21 protein-coding genes are annotated in these 18,962 nt (G+C 69.9%); 12 read left to right on the top strand and 9 right to left on the bottom strand.

From position 1 onward, the window contains the following. Nucleotides 1–3: 3 nt before the first annotated feature. From DIE12_RS04195 to DIE12_RS04205, 3 genes are all read left to right on the top strand, one after another. Complete coding sequence (locus DIE12_RS04195; protein ID WP_124519721.1) at nt 4–1,566, top strand: NADH-quinone oxidoreductase subunit C; 1,563 nt, start codon at nt 4–6, stop codon at nt 1,564–1,566. After that, complete coding sequence (locus DIE12_RS04200) at nt 1,566–2,081, top strand: NADH-quinone oxidoreductase subunit B family protein (protein WP_044843451.1); 516 nt, start codon at nt 1,566–1,568, stop codon at nt 2,079–2,081. The genes DIE12_RS04195 and DIE12_RS04200 overlap by 1 nt, the downstream gene beginning before the upstream one ends. A 201-nt stretch (nt 2,082–2,282) precedes the next feature. Continuing rightward, complete coding sequence (locus DIE12_RS04205) at nt 2,283–2,480, top strand: DUF2970 domain-containing protein (protein WP_044843450.1); 198 nt, start codon at nt 2,283–2,285, stop codon at nt 2,478–2,480. A gap of 210 nt (nt 2,481–2,690) precedes the next feature. On the opposite strand, the gene DIE12_RS04210 is transcribed toward DIE12_RS04205, so the two are convergent. Next, entirely contained in the window at nt 2,691–2,903 is a 213-nt protein-coding gene (locus tag DIE12_RS04210) for a DUF2909 domain-containing protein (RefSeq protein ID WP_044843449.1), read from the bottom strand. Next, nucleotides 2,900–3,250: a hypothetical protein gene (locus DIE12_RS04215; RefSeq protein ID WP_044843448.1), complete on the bottom strand. Its 351-nt coding sequence runs from the start codon at nt 3,248–3,250 to the stop codon at nt 2,900–2,902. Before DIE12_RS04215 ends, DIE12_RS04210 begins: the two co-directional genes overlap by 4 nt. 373 nt (nt 3,251–3,623) lie before the next feature. On the opposite strand from DIE12_RS04215, the gene DIE12_RS04220 reads away from it, so the two are divergent. After that, complete coding sequence (locus DIE12_RS04220) at nt 3,624–3,809, top strand: ribbon-helix-helix protein, CopG family (RefSeq protein WP_044843447.1); 186 nt, start codon at nt 3,624–3,626, stop codon at nt 3,807–3,809. 21 nt (nt 3,810–3,830) lie between these two features. On the opposite strand, the gene DIE12_RS04225 is transcribed toward DIE12_RS04220, so the two are convergent. Continuing rightward, on the bottom strand, nt 3,831–4,667 hold the full coding sequence (locus DIE12_RS04225; protein WP_124485840.1) for a spermidine synthase: 837 nt from the start codon (nt 4,665–4,667) through the stop codon (nt 3,831–3,833). A gap of 46 nt (nt 4,668–4,713) precedes the next feature. Further along, nucleotides 4,714–5,058, bottom strand: coding sequence for a zinc ribbon domain-containing protein YjdM (locus tag DIE12_RS04230; protein ID WP_044843445.1), 345 nt, complete (start codon nt 5,056–5,058; stop codon nt 4,714–4,716). A 366-nt stretch (nt 5,059–5,424) separates the two neighbouring features. Between DIE12_RS04230 and DIE12_RS04235 the strand changes: the two genes are divergently transcribed. The 3 genes from DIE12_RS04235 to DIE12_RS04245 all read left to right on the top strand — a co-directional run bounded on the left by DIE12_RS04235 (nt 5,425) and on the right by DIE12_RS04245 (nt 6,752). Then, complete coding sequence (locus DIE12_RS04235) at nt 5,425–5,688, top strand: HPr family phosphocarrier protein (RefSeq protein WP_044843495.1); 264 nt, start codon at nt 5,425–5,427, stop codon at nt 5,686–5,688. Between the two features lie 76 nt (nt 5,689–5,764). Further along, nucleotides 5,765–5,986, top strand: coding sequence for a hypothetical protein (locus tag DIE12_RS04240; protein ID WP_044843444.1), 222 nt, complete (start codon nt 5,765–5,767; stop codon nt 5,984–5,986). 211 nt (nt 5,987–6,197) lie between these two features. Further along, a complete protein-coding gene (locus DIE12_RS04245; RefSeq protein WP_260427855.1) occupies nt 6,198–6,752 on the top strand; it encodes a GNAT family N-acetyltransferase in 555 nt (184 codons plus the stop codon). Nucleotides 6,753–6,845: 93 nt separating this feature from the next. On the opposite strand, the gene DIE12_RS04250 is transcribed toward DIE12_RS04245, so the two are convergent. The 3 genes from DIE12_RS04250 to DIE12_RS04260 all read right to left on the bottom strand — a co-directional run bounded on the left by DIE12_RS04250 (nt 6,846) and on the right by DIE12_RS04260 (nt 8,835). Next, a complete protein-coding gene (locus DIE12_RS04250; protein ID WP_124485837.1) occupies nt 6,846–7,331 on the bottom strand; it encodes a DUF1641 domain-containing protein in 486 nt (161 codons plus the stop codon). Between the two features lie 113 nt (nt 7,332–7,444). After that, nucleotides 7,445–7,927: a BON domain-containing protein gene (locus tag DIE12_RS04255; RefSeq protein ID WP_044843441.1), complete on the bottom strand. Its 483-nt coding sequence runs from the start codon at nt 7,925–7,927 to the stop codon at nt 7,445–7,447. A gap of 512 nt (nt 7,928–8,439) precedes the next feature. Next, on the bottom strand, nt 8,440–8,835 hold the full coding sequence (locus tag DIE12_RS04260; RefSeq protein ID WP_124519719.1) for a DUF305 domain-containing protein: 396 nt from the start codon (nt 8,833–8,835) through the stop codon (nt 8,440–8,442). Between the two features lie 189 nt (nt 8,836–9,024). Between DIE12_RS04260 and DIE12_RS04265 the strand changes: the two genes are divergently transcribed. Then, nucleotides 9,025–10,851 carry a thiamine pyrophosphate-requiring protein gene (locus DIE12_RS04265; protein ID WP_124519718.1) on the top strand — a complete coding sequence of 609 codons (1,827 nt, stop codon included), beginning with the start codon at nt 9,025–9,027 and terminating at the stop codon, nt 10,849–10,851. A 74-nt stretch (nt 10,852–10,925) separates the two neighbouring features. On the opposite strand, the gene DIE12_RS04270 is transcribed toward DIE12_RS04265, so the two are convergent. Both DIE12_RS04270 and DIE12_RS04275 read right to left on the bottom strand, forming a co-directional pair. Then, nucleotides 10,926–12,701: a glycoside hydrolase family 15 protein gene (locus tag DIE12_RS04270; RefSeq protein WP_124519717.1), complete on the bottom strand. Its 1,776-nt coding sequence runs from the start codon at nt 12,699–12,701 to the stop codon at nt 10,926–10,928. A 5-nt stretch (nt 12,702–12,706) separates the two neighbouring features. Then, nucleotides 12,707–12,916 (bottom strand): SDR family NAD(P)-dependent oxidoreductase, encoded by a 210-nt coding sequence (locus tag DIE12_RS04275; RefSeq protein WP_260427856.1) that lies wholly within the window; start codon nt 12,914–12,916, stop codon nt 12,707–12,709. A 285-nt stretch (nt 12,917–13,201) separates the two neighbouring features. On the opposite strand from DIE12_RS04275, the gene coxB reads away from it, so the two are divergent. From coxB to DIE12_RS04295, 4 genes are read left to right on the top strand one after another with little or no spacing between them, the layout of a single operon-like run. After that, nucleotides 13,202–14,275, top strand: a complete 1,074-nt coding sequence (gene coxB / locus DIE12_RS04280; RefSeq protein WP_409364196.1) for a cytochrome c oxidase subunit II — start codon at nt 13,202–13,204, stop codon at nt 14,273–14,275. Between the two features lie 13 nt (nt 14,276–14,288). After that, on the top strand, nt 14,289–16,928 hold the full coding sequence (ctaD, locus tag DIE12_RS04285; protein ID WP_124519716.1) for a cytochrome c oxidase subunit I: 2,640 nt from the start codon (nt 14,289–14,291) through the stop codon (nt 16,926–16,928). Then, nucleotides 16,925–17,326, top strand: coding sequence for a cytochrome C oxidase subunit I (locus DIE12_RS04290; protein ID WP_124519715.1), 402 nt, complete (start codon nt 16,925–16,927; stop codon nt 17,324–17,326). Before ctaD ends, DIE12_RS04290 begins: the two co-directional genes overlap by 4 nt. After that, the gene (locus DIE12_RS04295) at nt 17,317–18,945 is read left to right on the top strand and encodes a cytochrome c (RefSeq protein ID WP_124519714.1); all 1,629 of its coding nucleotides are present in this window, start codon (nt 17,317–17,319) and stop codon (nt 18,943–18,945) included. The genes DIE12_RS04290 and DIE12_RS04295 overlap by 10 nt, the downstream gene beginning before the upstream one ends. The last annotated feature ends 17 nt before the right edge of the window (nt 18,946–18,962 follow it).

The raw sequence follows: 18,962 nt of genomic DNA on the forward strand, positions 1-18,962 counted from the left end.
ACGATGCGACTCGACTTGATTCAGGCGGACGGCTCGACGCGCCTGCGGCACGCGGCAGGCCAGGTTCCGGCTGCCGTGGTTGACGTGGACGAACCGCGCTGGCTCGACATCGCGCATGCCGCGCGGAGGGAGCAAAGCCGGCTCGTCGCGATGTGGGGCGGCGAAACGCGCGCGCGCGCATTTTCGGTCAATGCGGCGTACGAATGCGACGACGGCGTCCTGTGGGTGCGTCTCGCGACAGGGCACGAACCGCGGGCCGACGGCGACTATCCCGATCTCGCGGGCGTGTTTCCCGCCGCGACGCGGATGCAGCGCGCCATTTTCGACCTGACCGGCCTGCGCGCGCGCTATGCGCGCGACACGCGCCCGTGGCTCAATCACGGCAACTGGCCCGACGACTACTTTCCGCTGCAGAAGCAGGCAACCGGCATCGAGCGATTCGAATCGAACGAAGCGGATTATCCGTTCGTGCAGGTTGCCGGCGACGGCGTGCACGAAATCGCGGTCGGGCCGATTCACGCCGGCATCATCGAGCCGGGCCATTTCCGGTTTTCCGTCGTCGGCGAGAAGGTGCTGCGGCTCGAGGAACGGCTCGGCTATGTACATCGCGGCGTCGAACGGCTGTTCGAACGGACGGCCGCATCGAACGGCCATCGCGTTGCGGGCCGGATCGCCGGCGATTCGACCGTCGCGTTCTCGTGGGCATATTGCATGGCGCTCGAACAGGCATGCGGCACAGCCGTGCCGGCGCGTGCGCTGGTGCTGCGCGCCCTCCTGCTCGAGCGCGAGCGCATCGCCAATCACCTCGGCGACCTCGGCGCGCTCGGCAACGATGCCGGATTCGCGTTCGGTCTCGCGCAGTTCTCGCGGCTCAAGGAGAACTGGATCCGGACCAACGGCGGCGTCATCGGGCATCGCTACCTGATGGACCGGATCGTGCCGGGCGGGCTGGCCGTCGACATCGATCCGGAAGACGCGGCGATCCTCACCGAACAGTGCGAACGCATTGCACGCGACGTGCACGTGATGCGCAAGATCTACGAGGACCAGTCCGGGCTGCAGGACCGGTTTCTCGGCACCGGCCGCCTGAATGCCGACGTCGTCGCGCATTTCGGCGTGCGCGGCATGGCCGCCCGCGCCAGCGGCCAGACCTTCGACGTGCGCGCGAACCTGCGGCCGGCCCCGTACCACGACCTGGCCGTCCAGGCGGCCAGCGATGCGCGCGGCGACGTTGCGGCGCGGGTCGCCGTGCGGTTTGCCGAAATCGACGAATCGCTGCGCCTGATGACCGACCTGCTCGCGAATCTTCCGGAGGGGCCGATCGCCGCCGCCGTCATGCCCGCGGCGGCGCCATCCGCGGGCATCGGCTGGGTGGAGGGCTGGCGCGGCGACGTGTTCGTCGCGCTCGAGACGGCATCGGGCGATGCCATCGCGCGCTGCCATTGCCACGATCCGTCCTGGCAGAACTGGCCGGCGCTCGAGCACGCGATCATCGGCAACATCGTTCCCGATTTCCCGCTGATCAACAAGTCGTTCAACCTGAACTACGCGGGGCACGATCTCTGATGTGGCAACTCATCCGTCAATTCGCGCGCACCGACTTTCCCGACGAACCCGTGCCGGCCACCGAAGCCGCGTGGCGACACGAGGCGCAGCAGATTCGTCAGGACATACTCGACCTCCTCGGCCGCGCCTTGTGCATCCGGCAGATCGACGCGGGTTCGTGCAATGGTTGCGAGCTGGAGATCCACGCGCTGAACAACCCGTACTACAACATCGAAGGGCTCGGGATCAAATTCGTCGCCAGCCCGCGCCATGCGGATCTGCTGCTCGTGACCGGCCCCGTCACGCTGAACATGAAGGCCGCCGTGCTTGCCGCGTACGACGCCACGCCGGCGCCGAAACTCGTCGTCGCGGCCGGCGAGTGCGCATGCACGGGCGGCATCTTTGCCGACAGCTATGCGGTGTGCGGCCCCGTTTCGTCGGTCCTGCCCGTCGACGTGACCATCCCCGGATGCCCGCCCCCTCCGGTCGATTTGCTGCGCGGCATCCTGACCGCCTGCCGATCACGCGGAGCCTGAAGCGGATGCCCGCGGCAATCCTTCAGGCGGCCGATGAGGGGTGGATATCCGGATCCATGACGTCGTCTCGTTCGAACGCAAGCCGGCCCCGGCGCACAGCCACCGAACGATCCGCGTGCAAACGGAAACGCGATGCTCACGCGCGTCGCGACGCGCGGTATCGGTATCCCTGCAACTTTTATTGAGGCGAAGGAAAACTGTATGACTGAAAAAGGTAAAGACCAGATCGTGCGTGCGTTCCGCGCGGTCTTCCTGGCGTTTCTCGGCGTCAACAAACGAAAGAATCTCGAAGCGGATGCCACGCAACTCAACCCGTTCGCGGTAGTCATTGCCGCGTTCGTTGCGCTTGGCGCATTCATTGCGCTGCTGCTGATCGTCGTTCATCTGGTCGTGGGTTGACGGTTCGCCGCCACGAATGCGCGAGCTCGCCACGGCAACGCACCGGCCAGGTCGCGCGCATGCCCGATCGCTACGGCGTGAAGATCGGCAGGCCCGGTGCGATCGGGTCGCCCGGGTCGATCGGCCGGTTCTCCCTTCTCCCGTATCGGATCGGCGATCCAGATCACCGGCGCCCGGCGCGCCGGTCGACGCGCGACCGAATGCCGCCCATCACCGCCCGATCGGCAGCCCCGTCGGTTCGATCCACCCGAGCCGGTATGCGATCAGCAGCGACAGGAACAGCGTGATCGACAACCCGACGCGCGCCGCCAGCGACCACGCCATCCGCTTGCTTCCGCCGCGGTCGTGATTCATGAAATACAACGCGAAAACCAGGCTTCCGATAATCATCACGAAAGCCGCCGAAACCAGCGCAATCTTCATTGTTTGTGTTCCTCCAGACCCGAATCGGTCTTCAGCAGTTCGGCCAGCCTTTGCCGCTCGGCAGCGACGTCGGCGACGCCCGACGCCGGCCAGTCCAGCGCCACGCCATTACCCAGCGAATCGCGCACGAGCGTCTGGTAATGGCGGTCGCTGATCCGGCCCTGCTCCATCGCTTCCGATATCTCATGCCGAAACGGTAGCGGAAAGCTCGCGTATCCGCGCGACAGCGCGGCATATTGCCGCGCGTCGATCTCTTTCGACGACGGCACGACGGCCCACACCACGACGGCCACGATGGCTGCAAACGGAATCGCCGTATAGCGGAGAACGAACTTGATCGGGGTCATGAGGCGGATATCGGAGTGGCGTGTAGCGGAGTGGCGTGTAGTAATGGCGAAGCAACGGCCAGGCAGCGCCGCGGTGACGGCCCGCACGGGCCGCATGGAAACGGAAGCGGCCGGCGCCCATCGCGCAAACGCCGGCGCCGCTTGGGCAGCCCGGCTGCCGGCAGCCACGTCCGACATTGTACTTAAAGCCCCATACGGCCAACAGGGCATGATAATCCGGTTATCATGTTTGCCGCGCGATCGACGATCCGTTCTCAGCGCGCGAATGCCGGCGTCGCGAGTTCGTGCGCACACCACAATCGCGCATTCGGACAGAGCAGCGAAAACGGATGGATTATAATTTGATTAACATATCGACCGCGCCCGCCTCACGATGGAAACGAAAACCGCCCGCCTGACCGTCCTGATCGACCCCGCGAAGAAAGAAGCGTTCGACCTGCTCTGCGCGGAGCAGGATCTCACGCCGTCGCAAGTCGTGCGTCAGTTGATCCGCGAGTATCTCGACAAACACGGCGTCACGTACAAGACGAAGAGCACGCTCGGCAAGCGGGTGAAGTAAGCCCGGCCGAACCCGGCGCCGTCACGCGCAGATCTCCCACCGTGCATGTTCACGCGCGCGCCACACGAGCCGCGCGGGATCGATGCCCTCCCCGGCCTTCATGCGCCGGGCGGTGGACGACAGCTTGAGCGCGCCGGCCGAACCGAACCCGAGCGCGCGTTCGAGCAGGATCCGCAGCGACGGCAACGGGTTGCCGTTCTTCCACGCGAACGCGATGAAGTTGTTGTCGTCGCCGCACGGCACCAGCGCATACGAATCGTCGAACACCGCGCGCAGTTGCTCGAGATGCCGCGGCAACGCCGGATCGTCGTCCATGAAGTTGATCGCGAGCACGCCCGTTTCGCTCAGCCGCGCACGGCACGCGTCGAGAAAGGCCACGCCCGTGCAACTGCCCGGCATGCCGTCGGCAACGAACGCGTCGTGCAGGATCACGTCCGCCCGGACCTCGGGCCTTGCCACGTAGTCGGCGCCGTCCGCGCAGACCACCGCGAAGCGCGCGTCGTCCTGCGGAATCCGGAACACCTCGCGCAGCGCGATCACGTCCGGGTTGATCTCGACCGCGTCGATCGCCGTGTCGGGCAGGTGCCGATAGCAGTATTTCGCGAGCGATCCGCCGCCGAGCCCGATCATGCAGATGCGCGCCGGCACCGGCTGCAGCAGCAGGAAACCCATCATCACGCGCGTATAACCGAGTTCGAGCCTGACCGGATCCTGCAGCGACATGAAGCTCTGCGTGCCGAAGTGGTCGAAGTGCAGCGACACCGCGTGCTTCGTCTCGAGCACGAACGGCCGGCCGTCGTTCAACGGCATCGCCAGGAACTGCAGGAATGCGTCATAGGACGCTCGATCCTCGCTCATGCTCGGCAGGCCCGGTTGATCGGAGCGTCGGTCGCGCCGCGTGCGGTCATACCTTCTTCAGGTAGCAGGCCTTCAGCATGAAGCCGCCCATGTCGGTCTTGCAATCGACTTCGTGATCGCCGCCGACGAGACGGATGCTCTTCACCTTGGTGCCCATCTTCAGCGTGATCGACGAGCCCTTCACGCGCAAATCCTTGATCAGCACGACGGAATCGCCGTCCGACAGCACGTTGCCGTTCGCGTCCTTGACGACGTCGCCCGCCGGTTCGTCGCCCGCTTCGGCGCCGGCGCCGGCCGACCATTCATGGCCGCAGTCCGCGCACACGTAAAGCGTGCCGTCCGGGTAGGTGTTTTCCATCGCGCATTGCGGGCAGGCGGGGGCGGCGTTCATTGCAGCTTCCATTCGGTGGGGGTTCAGGTCAATCGAAAAAAAATACCGGGCACGCAAGCACGTGGCCCGGACCGCGCGCGCACCGCTGCGATCCACGGATCGGCAGGGCAGCGCAACGCGCACACGACATTATAATGCAATACACATAATCCAGTTGTCGTATTATAATCGTCAGCTTTCGATCATTCGCCGGACTTGATGGCGGTTTCGCTGAGGATGTCGACATGTTCGAGATGAATGCCGCACCGGCACGCGATGCACGGCGCGCGGCGCTCCGTCGGGAAGCCGCGCGCCGCGCGTTCCCGCCGTGTTGCCGGCCGGCCATTGCACGCCGTTCCGGCGATTTTCCCCGAGGCTGATCCGCACGTGGCAACCGTCGTCTACGTTGAAATCGGCCCCGCATGGAACCGCGGCCGTGCGGCCGCGTCCCGCGACGCGATCGTCGCGGCGGCGCACCGCTTCCAAAGCGAGATCCTGCTGCTCGCCAACGGGCTCAGCGGCAGCGCGAAGGACGCAACGGCCATCGCCGCGCTGCAGATGCATGGCGGCACGTCGGCGCAGATGCTTGCCACCGGCCCCGACGAGGAAGCCGCGCTCCAGGCGCTGCTGCCGTTGCTGCAGGCGGGCTGACGCCGCCGCGCGCCGCGTCGCCCGATCCCACGGCCTCGTGCCGTTCACCCTGAATCACCCGTCCCCTGAGGAAGCGATGAACGACAACGTCACGTCCAATACCCCCAACCTGTCCGCGTCCGCGCTCTGGGCGCTCGAGCGCCTCGCCGACGTGCGCTACGGCCGCGATGCGCCGGCGCTCGGCTGGTCGGTCGAGCAGGAACTCGTCGGCGCGGGCTTCGTCAGCCATGCCGCGCATGGCCGTTCCGGAGCATCGATCACCGCGCACGGCCGCAACTTCCTGAAAAGCCGGAAGTAGGAAACAGGAAACGGCCGGCACGGGCGCGCTGCCGCCACGCGGCCGCCATCCCGTGCCGGCCCCGTCGGGCGACGGCTATCCCAGCGATGCGATTCGCATGCCCCGCTGCCGGCGGGGATTTGCGGCCGCGCCGCGGTTTCCGCGGTATCGTACGGGACCCAAGCGCGGCGCACCGTGCCGCCTTCGCCTTCCTTTCCTCATGGAACGCCCGATGACCTCCCGCGCCCTGCCGCCCGTCACGTCCCCGCCGGTTCTCGACACGCCACGCCTGATCCTCGAAGGCCATCCGCTCGGCGACTTCGACGCGCTCGCCGCGATGTGGACCGAGCCGACCGTCGTCGAGCACATCTTCAACGGCAAGCCGTCGGCGCCGCGCGACTCGTGGATGCGGCTGCTCGCGTATCGCGGGCTGTGGCCGCTGCTCGGCTACGGCTACTGGGCGATCCGCGAGAAGGCAACGGGCCGCTATGTCGGCGATCTCGGCTTCGCCGACTTCCACCGCGCGGTCGAGCCGCCGATTCGCGGCGTGCCGGAAGCCGGCTGGGCGCTCGCGAGCTGGGCGCACGGCAAGGGCTATGCGACCGAGGCGCTGGTGCATGCGCTCGGCTGGCTCGATGCGCAGAACCGGTTCGAACGCAGCGTGTGCCTGATCGCACCGACCAACGTCGCGTCGATCCGCGTCGCGCAGAAGGCCGGGTATGCCGATCCGGTGCGGATCCGCTTCAACGACGCCGATTCGCTGCTGTTTTCGCGCGCGTGCCGCTAGGCACGATGCCGCTGTCGCCGCCGACGACGGAACGCGCAGCGATCGCGAGCCAGCACAACCCTTGCATGCCGCGGGTCGGTGCGCCCGCCGCCGTCACGTGTCCGCCGGCTTGTCGCTGAGCGCGGACGACGCCGGATTCTCCGGCTCGCGCGCGAGGCCTTGCGCGAACACCTTCAACCCTTCGAGCAGCGGCGTCAGCGCATCCCACAGCGCTTCGTCGTGCAACAGCCGGTACGCGCCGCGCACGCCGGGCGCGACGTGCTCGTGCTCGGCCGGCTGCCACGCGCCGATGTGATGCAGCGCGTCGGCTGCCGCGAACACGGCCTTGCCGAACTGCTCCGGCGGAATCCGCGACAGCGCCGTCACGAGTGCCGCGAGGTTCTGCATGCCGCTTTGCATGCCGGGCTTGTCGAACGCGCCGACGAAAGTCTCGGCCATCTGCGCATTCGCACTGACGACCTCGTTCGCGAAGCGCAGGAAGCCATGGCGGTGGAGGCTGCCGAGCAGGCTTTCGAGCGCGTGGTGCGCGTCGGGCTCCGGTGCCGGGGGCGTCGTGGCGGGATAGGGACGATCGGTCATCAGCGGTTCTCAGGATGAGGCGCGGCGTGACGGACGTTGCGGCCGCCACGCGTGCGCCGGATTCGTGTCGTGCTTCGTTCACCGCGCCCGCCGGCGCGCAGCCGATGTCGCCGTCAGTGCGTCGGGCCGCCGGGCGGCGCCTTGTATTCGCTGCGTGCGCCCATCGCGTCCTCGACGGTCTGCACGCCGCGCAGCGCGGCCACGCCGTCGACGACGGCATGCCGTTCCGCTTCTTCCACCTGCCCGCTCAGGCGCACGTGCCCGTGCTCGACGGTCACGTCGACGTCGCGCGGACGCCCGACCAGATGGCCCAGCGCGGCACGCACGCGTTCGGTGACCAGTGCGTCGTCCGCGTCGCCGGCGAGCCAGTCGGCGCGCAGCCCCGCGATCGCGCCGCGCGCATGGTCGGCCGCGCGCTTCGCCTGCGTATTCGCGTAGTCGACCACGCCGTGGCGGCCCGCGGCGGCCTTGTCGCGCACGTACGCGCGCCGCCGCCGGCCCGACGCCGGATCGAGGAAATACATCGCCGCCGCGCCGCACGCGACGGCCACCGCGAGATTCAACAACGGGTTGTTCGAGCGTGTTCTGGAAGTCATGGGAGCACCGTGGTCGATACCCGGGACAGCCGGGCTTCGCCGACACGTGCAGCATGTGCCGTTCCTCGCCGCAACGCCGCCGCCGCGGCGGCGTTGCGCGCACGCCGGTGCGGCATCCGGGCCGCGTGGCTTACTCTGCGGCGGGGCGATCGAAATGACAAGCGCTTGAAAATTCCGCGACCGGCGAGCACCGCCGGCCATGGACGGTGCCGGGCGCGAAAACCGCGGCATGCGTCGTTGACGCGCGTCGAATGGCGCGGTACACGAGCCGGCCGCGGCCTGCGAGCCGGTTCATGCGCGAGCGTCCGGCGACGTGCGTTGCCGCCGCGCGTGCGTATCCGTGCCGCGGGCGGGCATGCGACTGACCGTTAGTTGCAATTTCAGGATCACCCGCCTGGGTGCTGGCCGCGGGCATGCGGCATCCGCCGTCGGTCATGCCCCCGCCCCCTGCTCGGATGCGGCCCGCCGCGACACGACCGACCGCGCCCGCTCAACCGCGTGATGGCCGGCGCTCACGGCGTCGCGCCGTGCATCTTCTGCCAGCGCTCCATCAACACGATCTCGTCGCGCTGCGCGGCGACGATGCGGCTCGCGAGCTGCCGCAGCGTCGGGTCCTTGCCGTACTTCAGCTCGACCCGTGCCATGTCGATCGCACCCTGGTGATGCGGCGCCATCTGCGACACGAAATCGCGATCGGCGTCGCCGGAATAACGCGCGCCCTCCATCGCATCCATCATCCTGCGGTCGGCGCGCTTGTACGCCTGGGTCGAGGTGTCGGGAACGGTCACGGTGTCGGGCGGGCGCAATTGGCCCCCGGCCGGCGATACGGCTGCCGCGGCGGCGACCAGCAGTGCGCAGGCGGCGCAGTGCCGGGCCGCGCGCACCGGGCGGCGGGTGAATGCATCCATGTCACGGCTCCTCGGGAATTGAACGGTCGGTTGCCTGCTCTTCGCGTGCAACGCTTGCCTGCAACGCCCGTACCCGACGCAGCCGGCACGCCCGCACGGCACGCGCATTGCGCGACGCACCGGCAACGCCGCGCACGGCGATCGCCCGCGCCCGGCGCACCGGCTCATCCCGAACCAAGGAGAAACGGCATGGCGACAGTGGCGGATTTCATCGTCGAACGGCTGTATGACTGGGGCGTGCGCCGCATCTACGGCTACCCGGGCGACGGCATCAACGGCTTCTTCGGCGCGCTCGGCCGGGCCGAGGGCAAGATCGCGTTCATCCAGGCGCGCCACGAGGAGATGGCCGCCTTCATGGCGTCCGCGCATGCAAAATTTACAGGCGAGCTCGGCGTGTGCGTCGCGACCTCGGGCCCCGGCGCGACGCACCTCGTGACCGGCCTGTACGACGCGCGGCTCGACCACATGCCGGTGCTCGCGATCGTCGGCCAGCAGGCGCGCGCGGCGCTCGGCGGCCACTACCAGCAGGAAGTCGACCTGCCGGCGCTGTTCAAGGACGTTGCGGGCGCATTCGTCCAGCTTGCCGTCGTGCCGGGCCAGGTGCGCCACCTGGTCGACCGCGCGGTGCGCATCGCGCTCGGTGCGCGCACGGTCACCGCGCTGGTGCTGCCGAACGACCTCCAGACGCTCGACTACGCGCCGCCGAAGCGCGCGCACGGCACCGTGCATTCGGGGATCGGCTACACGCCGCCGAAGGTGGTGCCCTATCCCGACGACCTGCAGCGCGCGGCCGACGTGCTCAATGCCGGCAAGCGGGTCGCGATGCTGGTCGGCGCGGGCGCGCTGCGTGCGACCGACGAGGTGATCGCGGTGGCCGACCGCCTCGGCGCGGGCGCGGCGAAGGCGCTGCTCGGCAAGGCGGCGCTGCCCGACGACCTGCCGTGGGTGACCGGCGCGATCGGGCTGCTCGGCACCCGGCCGAGCTACGAGCTGATGAGCGAATGCGACACGCTGCTCGTCGTGGGCTCCGGTTTCCCTTATTCGGAATTCCTGCCGAAGGAAGGCGAGGCACGCGGCGTGCAGATCGACCTGAAGGCCGACATGCTGAGCCTGCGCTACCCGATGGAGGTCAACCTCGTCGGCGACAGCGCCGAGACGTTGCGCGCGCTGCTGCCCCTGCTGAAGGAACGGGACGACACCGGCTGGCGCGACCGGATCGCGAAATGGAATGCGGACTGGCGCGACACGCTCGCGGCACGCGCGGCCGCGCAGGCGAGCCCCGGTCGCGGCGTGAATCCGCAACGCGCGTTCACCGAACTGTCGCCACGGCTGCCCGGCGACGTGATCCTGACGAGCGATTCGGGCTCCTGCGCAAACTGGTATGCGCGCGACCTGATGATGCGGCGCGGGATGATGGGCTCGCTGTCCGGCGGCCTCGCGTCGATGGGCGCCGCCGTGCCGTATGCGATCGCCGCCAAGTTCGCGCACCCGGCGCGCCCCGTGATCGCGATGGTCGGCGACGGCGCGATGCAGATGAACAACATGGCCGAGCTGATCACCGTCGCGAAGTACTGGCGGCAATGGCCCGATCCGCGCTGGATCTGCATGGTGCTGAACAACGAGGACCTGAACCAGGTCACGTGGGAGCAGCGCGTGATGGAAGGCGACCCGAAGTTCGACGCATCGCAGCAGATTCCGGATGTGCCGTACTACCGCTTCGCGACGCTGCTCGGGTTGAAGGGCATCTACGTCGACGACCCGGAGCAGCTCGGCGCCGCGTGGGACGAGGCGCTCGCGTCCGACCGTCCGGTCGTGCTCGAGGTCAAGAGCGATCCGGAAGTGCCGCCGCTGCCGCCGCACGTGACGCTGCAGCAGGCGAAGCACTTCGCGCAAACGCTGGTGAAGGGCGACGCACGCGAGGCGAACGTGATCGTCGAGACCGCGCGGCAGGTTCTGTCGGCCGTGCTGCCGGGCAACGGCGAACACGGTGGCAAGGGCGGGACAAGCCGGTCGTAGCGCATCACGGGCGGGACGGCGCGGTGCGCGTGTCGTGCCGCCCCGTCGCGCGCGGCGCGGCGCAGCGCGGTGGGTCAGCCGATGTCGACGTCGTCGCCGCCGTCCTGCAGCGCGAGCGCCGCGTTGACCAGGCCGACCTGCGCGAGCGCGAACGGGAAATTCCCGCACATGCGCCGCGCCTTCACGTCGTACTCCTCGGCCAGCAGACCGACGTCGTTGCGCAGGCGCAGCAGCCGCTCGAACAGCGCGTGCGCGTCGGCGTCGCGTCCCTGCATCCGGTACACCTGCACCAGCCAGAAGCCGGCCGCGACGAACGCCCCCTCGTTGCCCTCGCAACCATCGTCGAAGCGCGGCGGGCGATAACGGAACGGCAGGCCGTCCTCGACCAGCTCGCGCTCGATCGCGGCGACCGTCGCCGCGACGCGCGGGTCGGACGCGTCGAGCATCCCCGTCAGCGGAATCAGCAGCAGGCTCACGTCGAGCCCGTCACCGTCGTAGCGGTCGACGAAGCGACCGAGTTTCGCGTGGTAGCCGCGCGCGAGGACGTCCGCATGCACGGTGTCGGCCCAGCGCCGCCACGCATCGAGCGGCGCGTGATGATCGAACGCGTGCGCGGAGCGGCACGCGCTTTCGACGGCCGCCCATACCATCACCTTCGACGACGTGAACGGGTGCCGGCCGCTGCGCACTTCCCAGATCCCTTCGTCCGGCTCGCGCCAGATCGTCGCGAGATGCTCGAGCAGTCGCCGCTCGAGCATCCATGCGTCGTCGTCGGGCGGCAGCCCGTGCCGGCGCGCCTGGTACAGCGCGGCCAGCACTTCGCCGTACACGTCGAGCTGCAGTTGTTCGGCCGCCGCGTTGCCGAAGCGCACCGGCCGCGCGCCTTCGTAACCGGCCAGGTGCGCGGCTTCCCATTCGTCCGCCCGCCGGCCGCCGTCGGCCGCGTACAGCACCTGCAATTGCGCCGGATGATCGGCGATCGCGCGCACCAGCCAGTCGCGCCAGCGCGCCGCCTCGTCGCGGTAGCCGCAGCGCACCAGCGCGCGCAGCGTGAAGCTCGCGTCGCGCAGCCAGCAGTACCGGTAGTCCCAGTTGCGCATGCCGCCGAAGGATTCGGGCAGCGAGCTCGTCGGCGCCGCGACGATGCCGCCCGTGCGCACGCTCGACAGCAGCTTCACCGTGATCAGCGCGCGCTCGATCGCGTCGCGATACGGGCCTTGCGCCGTATTGCACATCGACCAGGCGCGCCACGACGCCAGCGTGTCGCGCAGCGACGCGTACGCATCCGGCAAGGGCGGCGGCCGGTCATATGAACGCGCATAGCTGATGCAGAAATCCGCGCGCTCGCCCGCGGCGATCCGCTGCGTGCCGACGAGCCGGTCGTCCCGCACGTCGAGGTGCGCGTCGGTATCGAGCCACATCGCGTCGCCGCCCGTCATCATTCGCCAGCGCCGGCCGAGCCGCCGGCACCACGGCAACGCGTGGCCGTAGTCGAAGCGCACGCCGAGATCGACGTCGAGTTCGACCGTGCCGCGCTCGCCGCGCACGCTGCGGATCAGGCACGGGTCGGGCGCCGCCCAGTTCATCCAGTCGATCACGACGACGCAGCCAGACGACGTCTCGAACGTCGTTTCGAGCACCGCGCTGCCGGGCAGGTAGCGGCGTGTCGCGCGGGCTCCCGGCTCGCGCGGCCCGATGCGGAAGCGGCCGTTGTCCGGCGTGCCGACGAGTGCGGCAAAGCATGGCGGCGAATCGAAGTCCGGCCAGCACAGCCAGTCGATGCTGCCGTCGAGCGCGACGAGCGCGGCACTGCGGCCGTCGCCGATCAGCGCGTAGTCCTCGATTAGCATCGCGCTCACCGGTTCAGCTTGCGCGCGGCGGCGTCGCCGACGTCGACGGCGATCGGCAGCGCTTCGACGCCATGCGCGCGCACTTCGCACGCGACGTCGTGCAGCGCGCGCGGATCGCCGGCAGGCAGCGCGACCTTGGCAGCGCGTCGCGCGAACGCGTGAGTGGCGGCCCGGCCGCCCCCGGCACTCGCACTCGTGATCGCGACGGTCCTCACGGTCGATTCCTCCTTTCGTTCGCGGTGGCCGGCACGCCGCCGAGACATTCCCGGAGTTGCCGGCCGTAACACGATCGGCGTAGCAAACTGCGTGCCGGATATCGCACGAGCCGCGGCACCCTGCCCCCGAATGATGAACCGTCGCCCGATTTACAAGCCGGCTGTAACGCGCTGCACGTTGCGTGCACAACGCCGGGCGCCTCGCCTACGCGCCGTCCGCGCACGGAACTTGCTCCGCCGCGAACGGTTTGTCGTCACGCCGCCGGATCCGGCAAGGAGTCGCCTTTGCTCGTCCCGCCGTTCATGAATGCGTGCCGTATTGCCGATACCGCCGATATCGCCGGCATTGCCGGCATCGCCGCGGCCGCGTGCATCGTCGCGCCGCGGGCAGCGCGTGCGGCCGGCGCTTCTGCGTCACCCGCCGGCCCGCTGCCGCTCGCGTACGTCGCGCATGCTGCCGGCCCCGCTGCAGACCCGGTGCTCGTGCTCGGCTGGGCCTTGCTCGCGCTGTGCACGTTCGTCTGCGCGACGATCGCGGTGCTGCTGCTGATCGCGATGTTTCGCCGCCGCGCACAGGCGGGCGGCGGTCACGGCAGCGGGCTGGCGATCGTGACGGTCGGCTCCGCGATCTCGGTCGTCCTGCTGTTCGGTGCGCTGGTCTACATGCTGCGCGTGCTCGGCGCGGTCGCGGCGCCGCCGCGTCCGCCCACGTTCACGATCGTCGTCACCGCGCGCGACTGGTGGTGGGCCGTGCGCTATCCGGACGACGCGGGCGGCGCCGCGTTCGTCACCGCGAACGAGATCCACATCCCGGTCGGCGAACCCGTCGCGGTCGAACTGAAGAGTGCGGACGTGATCCATGCGTTCTGGGTCCCGCAACTGGCCGGCAAGACGCAGACGATCCCGGGCCAGACGAATCACCAGTGGCTGCAGGCCGACCGGCCGGGCGTCTATCGCGGACAGTGCTCGCAATACTGCGGCGCGCAGCACGCGCACATGGCGTTCGAGGTCGTGGCCGAGCCGCCCGATGCGTTTCGCGCGTGGCTCGCCGCGCAGCGGCAGCCGGCACCTGCCCCGGCGGCCGGCGCCGAGCAGCGCGGCCGACATCTGTTCGACGCGCGCTGCGCGGGGTGCCACACGGTACGCGGCAGCGGCGCGGCTGGCGACGCGGGCCCCGACCTGTCGCATCTCGGATCGCGCCGGCTGCTCGCGGCCGGCACGCTGGACAACACGCCCGACAACCTGCGGCGCTGGCTCGCGCAAGCGCAGCAGATCAAGCCGCAGACGCTGATGCCGTCGTTCGCGCTCGCGCCGCGCGACGCCGACGATCTCGCCGCGTATCTCGCGACGCTGCACTGAACGGAGGATGACGATGGCCGTTGTCCGCGACCCGCCCGCCCCGCTCAGCCGCGTGCCGGACCTCGGCGAAGCGCCGCCCGGCTCCGCGCACGAGCGCGAACTGGCCGGCCTGTGGGAATCGGAACCCGGCTGGCGCGGCTGGCTCGGCACGGTCGACCACAAGCGCATCGGGCTGCGCTACATCGTCACCGCGTTCGCATTCCTGCTGCTCGGCGGCGTCGAGGCGCTCGTGATGCGCATCCAGCTCGCGCGGCCGGATGCGACGGTGCTCACGCCTGCGCAATACGACGCGCTGTTCACGATGCACGGCGTCACGATGATCTTCCTGTACGCGCTGCCGGTGCTGTCCGGCTTCGCGAACTATCTGTGGCCGCTGATGCTCGGCTCGCGCGACATGGCGTTCCCGCGCCTGAACGCATTCTCGTACTGGGCGTTCCTGTTCGCCGGGCTGTTCCTGTATGCGAGCTTCCCGCTCGGCGCGGTGCCGGACGGCGGCTGGTTCAATTACGTGCCGCTCACGTCGCTCGACTACAGCGCCGGCGCGAACATCGACGTCTATGCGCTCGGCATGATCCTGCTCGGCGTCTCGACGACCGGCGGCGCCGCGAACTTCGTCGTCACGCTGCTGCGGATGCGCGCGCACGGGATGTCGATCGACCGGCTGCCGATCATCGTGTGGGGCACGCTCACCGCATCGGTCGCGAACCTCGTCGCGGTGCCGTCCGTGAGCCTCGCGTTCCTGCTGCTGTGGCTCGACCGCAATGCCGGCACGCACTTCTTCGATGTCGCGAACGGCGGGCGGCCGCTGTTGTGGCAGCACCTGTTCTGGATGTTCGCGCACCCGTGGGTGTACGTGGTCGTGCTGCCCGCGATGGGAATCGTGTCGGACGCGCTGCCGACCTTCTGCCGCCGGCCGCTCGTCGCGTACGAGGCCGTCGCGGTATCGACGGTGGCGACGATGCTGATCGGCTTCGAGGTGTGGGTCCACCACATGTTCGCGACCGGCATCGCGCCGCTCGCGCTCGCGTTCTTCGGCGCGGCGAGCATGCTGATCTCGATCCCGAGCGCGGTCGCGGTGTTCGCGTGGCTCGCGACGATCTGGACCGGCCGCCCGGTGTTCCGCACGCCGTTCCTGTATTTCGCGGGCTTCGTGCTGATGTTCGTGATCGGCGGCGTGTCCGGCGTGATGACGGCCGCGGTGCCGCTCGACTGGCAGCTGACCGACACGTATTTCGTCGTCGCGCACCTGCATTACGTGCTGCTCGGCATCAACGTGTTCCCGGTGCTCGGCGGGCTCACGTACTGGTTCCCGAAATTCACCGGGCGGATGATGAACGAGCGCTTCGGACGCCTGACGTTCTGGGTCGTGCTGGCCGGCTTCAACCTCGGCTTCTTCCCGATGCACGTCTCCGGGCTGCTCGGGATGCCGCGCCGCATCTATACCTATCCGTCCGGAATGGGCTGGGACACGTCGAACCTGCTGACGACGATCGGCTCGTTCGTGTTCGGCATCGGGATCGTGATGTTCATCGTCAACGCGCTGGTCAGCGCGCGGCGCGGCGCGCGCGCCGGCGGGAATCCGTGGGGCGCGGCCGGGCTCGAATGGTCGGTCGCGTCGCCCGCGCCCGTGTACAACTTCGCGGTTCTGCCGCTCGTGGCGTCGCGGCACCCGCTGTGGGAAACGCGCGACGACGCGAAGCGCACCAGCGTGCAGGTCGGCTACCGGCTCGCGGACGGGCGCGAGGCGCTCGCGGTCACGCCGCTCGCGGCGACGCCGAGCGCGATCCTGAAGATGCCCGAAGACAGCAGCGTGCCGTTCGTGCTCGCGCTGCTCGCGACCGCGGTGTGCGCTGCGCTGCTGGCGCGCTCGCCGACGCTCGTGTGCGCGGCCGTCGCCGGCTGCGCGATCGGGACCGCCGTGTGGCTGTGGCCGCGCCGCACGCTCGGGCAGCGCGCACGCCTCGCGGCCCGCGATACCACGCAGGCGCCGTCGGCGGCCGCCGGGCTGGATCCGGAACGGCCGCCGTCGGCCGCGGTGCCGCCCGGCGCGCCGGCCGCGTGCGTCGAGCCGTTGCCGGTCGGCAGTTACGGCGAACGCGCGGGCGGCTGGTGGGGCGTCATCACGCTGATCGTGACCGAGGCCGGACTGTTCGGCTATCTGCTGTTCTGCTATTTCTACCTGCAGTCGCAAGCGGCCGCGCCGTGGCCACCCGAAGGGATGCCGAAGCTCGGGCTCGCGGCCGGGAATACGGTCGTGCTGCTGTCGAGCAGCGGGTTCGTGTGGCTCGCCGAGCGCGCGGTGCGGGCCGGCAGGCAGGCCCGCGCGGTGGCCGCGCTCGCCGTCGCGCTCTTGCTCGGCGTCGCGTTCGCGCTCGTGCAACTGCACGAGTGGCGCGACCATCCGTACGGCCCGACCGCGCATCTGTACGGCAGCCTGTACTTCACGATCACCGGCTTCCACCTCGCACACGTGGTGGCCGGCCTCGTGATCCTCGCGCTGCTCGCCGGGTGGACCGCCGCCGGCTTCTTCGGCCGCGAGCGACGCGTCGCGCTGACGGTCGGCGGGCTCTACTGGCACTTCGTCGACATCGTGTGGCTGTTCATCTTCACCGCGCTGTACGTGTCGCCGTACTGGCTCAGGAGCCCGGGATGAACGGCGCGCGACGCTCGTGGACGCCCTTGCTCGCGATCGCGGCCGGCCTGGTCGGCGCGCCCGCGCTGTGGTTCGCGCAGATGCTCGCGTCCGAAACGCTCGCGTCGACCGCCTGCTATCCGCTCGGCGTCGCGCAGGCGGTGCCGCGCTGGGCGCACGTCGGCGTGTGGCTCGCGCTGATCGCCGCGTGCGCGTTCGCGCTGGCGGCCGTCTTCGCCACGTGGGTCGTGCGCACCTGGCAACGCCGGCATGACGCCGATGTGCAGGCCGCGACGCACGACGACAGCACGCGATTCCTCGCGCGCTGCGGGATGCTCGCCGCGCTCGGGTTCGTGATCGGTCTCGTGTTCACGGGGATCGTCACCGCTTTCCTGGGGCCGTGCAGTCCATGGCGCTGATCTCGTTCGCTGCGCTCGCTTCGATCGTTTCGCGCCCGGCGCGTCTCGTTCCGGGGCGCGGCGTCGGCGTCGGCGTCGGCGTCGGCGTCGGCGTCGCGCTCGCCGCGTGCGCCGCGCTCGCCGCATGCGACATGCAGCGCGACGACCACGCGATGTCCGCCGGCGATACGGCCGATGCCGCGTCGGCGGCCGAAGCGGCCGAGCCCGCATCGGGCTGGCGGTTCGTGAAGATTCGCGCGGCAGCCGATGCCGGGGCGTCGATGTCGGCGCGGGTGGAAAGCGATCGCCGGCTGTCGCGGTCGCGCGATGCGACGGCGTCGGATTCGGCATCGTCGGGGGCGTCCGCCACGCTGCGCGATGCGGCGTCCGCGGCGGCCGCGTCCCGTCGCCCGGTGGTCGCCGCCGCCGCCGCGAGCGCCGATGCCGCCACCCTCGCGCGCGGCCGCTATCTCGCGTTCGCCGGCGACTGCGCGGCCTGCCACGACGCGGCCGACCACACGCCGTACGCGGGCGGCCAGCCGGTGAATTCCCCGTTCGGACCGATCTATGCGCCGAACATCACGCCGGACACGGCGCACGGCATCGGCGACTACACGCTGCGGCAGTTCGACGACGCGTTGCGGCGCGGCGTGCGCGCGGACGGCAGCCGGCTCTATCCGGCGATGCCGTACCCGTCGTTCGCGCGCATGACCGACGATGACGTGCGCGCGCTGTATGCGTATTTCATGCGCGGCGTGGCGCCGTCCGCGAACGCTGCGAAGCTCACGCAACTGCCGTTTCCGTTCAACCAGCGCTGGGCGCTCGCGCTGTGGAGCCTCGCGTTCGCGAACCACGACCGTTTCGCGCCGCAGCCGTCGCAATCGTCGGAATGGAATCGCGGCGCGTATCTCGTGCAGGGGCTCGGCCACTGCGGCGCATGCCATACGCCGCGCGGCCCGGCCTACAACGAGCGCGGCTACGACGAACGCAGTCCCGCGTTCCTGACGGGCGGCATCAACGATCACTGGTTCGCGCCGAACCTGACCGGCGCGGATGCGGAGGGCCTCGGGCGCTGGAGCACCGACGACCTCGCCGCGTTCCTGCGCAGCGGCCACGCGGTGCGCGGTGCCGTGTTCGGCGCGATGGCACCGGTCGTCGCCGAGAGCACCGCGCGGCTGACGGATGCGGACCGCCACGCGATCGCCGTGTACCTGAAGTCGTTGCCCGCGCAACCGACCGCCGCGACGAATCCGCTCGGCGTCGGCGTCCCGCGGCTGACGGCCGCCGGGCCGCGGCCGGAAGGCGGCCAGCAGGCGCCGGGAGCCGGCGTGTATGCAGCATTCTGTGCGCGTTGCCACGGCGCCGACGGCGCGGGCGTGCCCGAGCGCGGGCCGCCGCTCGCCGGCAATTCCGCCGTGCTCGCGGCCGATCCGACCAGCGCGATCCGGATCGTCGTGGAAGGCGCACGGCCGGCGCCCGGCACGCACGGGCCCGTGCAGCGGATGCCGGCGATGCGCGGTGCGCTGACCAGCAGCGAGATCGCCGCAGTGGTCAGCTATGTGCGCGGCGCGTGGGGCAATCGCGCCGCACCGGTGTCGGAGCAGGATGTGAGACGGTTGCGGGCGGCGATCCACCGCTGAACCCCGGTCGCGATCGA

The organism is Burkholderia sp. Bp9015, from assembly GCF_003853505.1.
Classification (GTDB): Bacteria; Pseudomonadota; Gammaproteobacteria; order Burkholderiales; family Burkholderiaceae; genus Burkholderia.

Coding starts and splice junctions, on each gene's coding strand:
- DIE12_RS04195 (WP_124519721.1), top strand. CDS start 4: ATGCGACTCGACTTGATTCAGGCGGACGGCTCGACGCGCCTGCGGCAC.
- DIE12_RS04200 (WP_044843451.1), top strand. CDS start 1,566: ATGTGGCAACTCATCCGTCAATTCGCGCGCACCGACTTTCCCGACGAA.
- DIE12_RS04205 (WP_044843450.1), top strand. CDS start 2,283: ATGACTGAAAAAGGTAAAGACCAGATCGTGCGTGCGTTCCGCGCGGTC.
- DIE12_RS04210 (WP_044843449.1), bottom strand. CDS start 2,903: ATGAAGATTGCGCTGGTTTCGGCGGCTTTCGTGATGATTATCGGAAGC.
- DIE12_RS04215 (WP_044843448.1), bottom strand. CDS start 3,250: ATGACCCCGATCAAGTTCGTTCTCCGCTATACGGCGATTCCGTTTGCA.
- DIE12_RS04220 (WP_044843447.1), top strand. CDS start 3,624: ATGGAAACGAAAACCGCCCGCCTGACCGTCCTGATCGACCCCGCGAAG.
- DIE12_RS04225 (WP_124485840.1), bottom strand. CDS start 4,667: ATGAGCGAGGATCGAGCGTCCTATGACGCATTCCTGCAGTTCCTGGCG.
- DIE12_RS04230 (WP_044843445.1), bottom strand. CDS start 5,058: ATGAACGCCGCCCCCGCCTGCCCGCAATGCGCGATGGAAAACACCTAC.
- DIE12_RS04240 (WP_044843444.1), top strand. CDS start 5,765: ATGAACGACAACGTCACGTCCAATACCCCCAACCTGTCCGCGTCCGCG.
- DIE12_RS04245 (WP_260427855.1), top strand. CDS start 6,198: ATGACCTCCCGCGCCCTGCCGCCCGTCACGTCCCCGCCGGTTCTCGAC.
- DIE12_RS04250 (WP_124485837.1), bottom strand. CDS start 7,331: ATGACCGATCGTCCCTATCCCGCCACGACGCCCCCGGCACCGGAGCCC.
- DIE12_RS04255 (WP_044843441.1), bottom strand. CDS start 7,927: ATGACTTCCAGAACACGCTCGAACAACCCGTTGTTGAATCTCGCGGTG.
- DIE12_RS04260 (WP_124519719.1), bottom strand. CDS start 8,835: ATGGATGCATTCACCCGCCGCCCGGTGCGCGCGGCCCGGCACTGCGCC.
- DIE12_RS04265 (WP_124519718.1), top strand. CDS start 9,025: ATGGCGACAGTGGCGGATTTCATCGTCGAACGGCTGTATGACTGGGGC.
- DIE12_RS04270 (WP_124519717.1), bottom strand. CDS start 12,701: ATGCTAATCGAGGACTACGCGCTGATCGGCGACGGCCGCAGTGCCGCG.
- ctaD (WP_124519716.1), top strand. CDS start 14,289: ATGGCCGTTGTCCGCGACCCGCCCGCCCCGCTCAGCCGCGTGCCGGAC.
- DIE12_RS04290 (WP_124519715.1), top strand. CDS start 16,925: ATGAACGGCGCGCGACGCTCGTGGACGCCCTTGCTCGCGATCGCGGCC.
- DIE12_RS04295 (WP_124519714.1), top strand. CDS start 17,317: ATGGCGCTGATCTCGTTCGCTGCGCTCGCTTCGATCGTTTCGCGCCCG.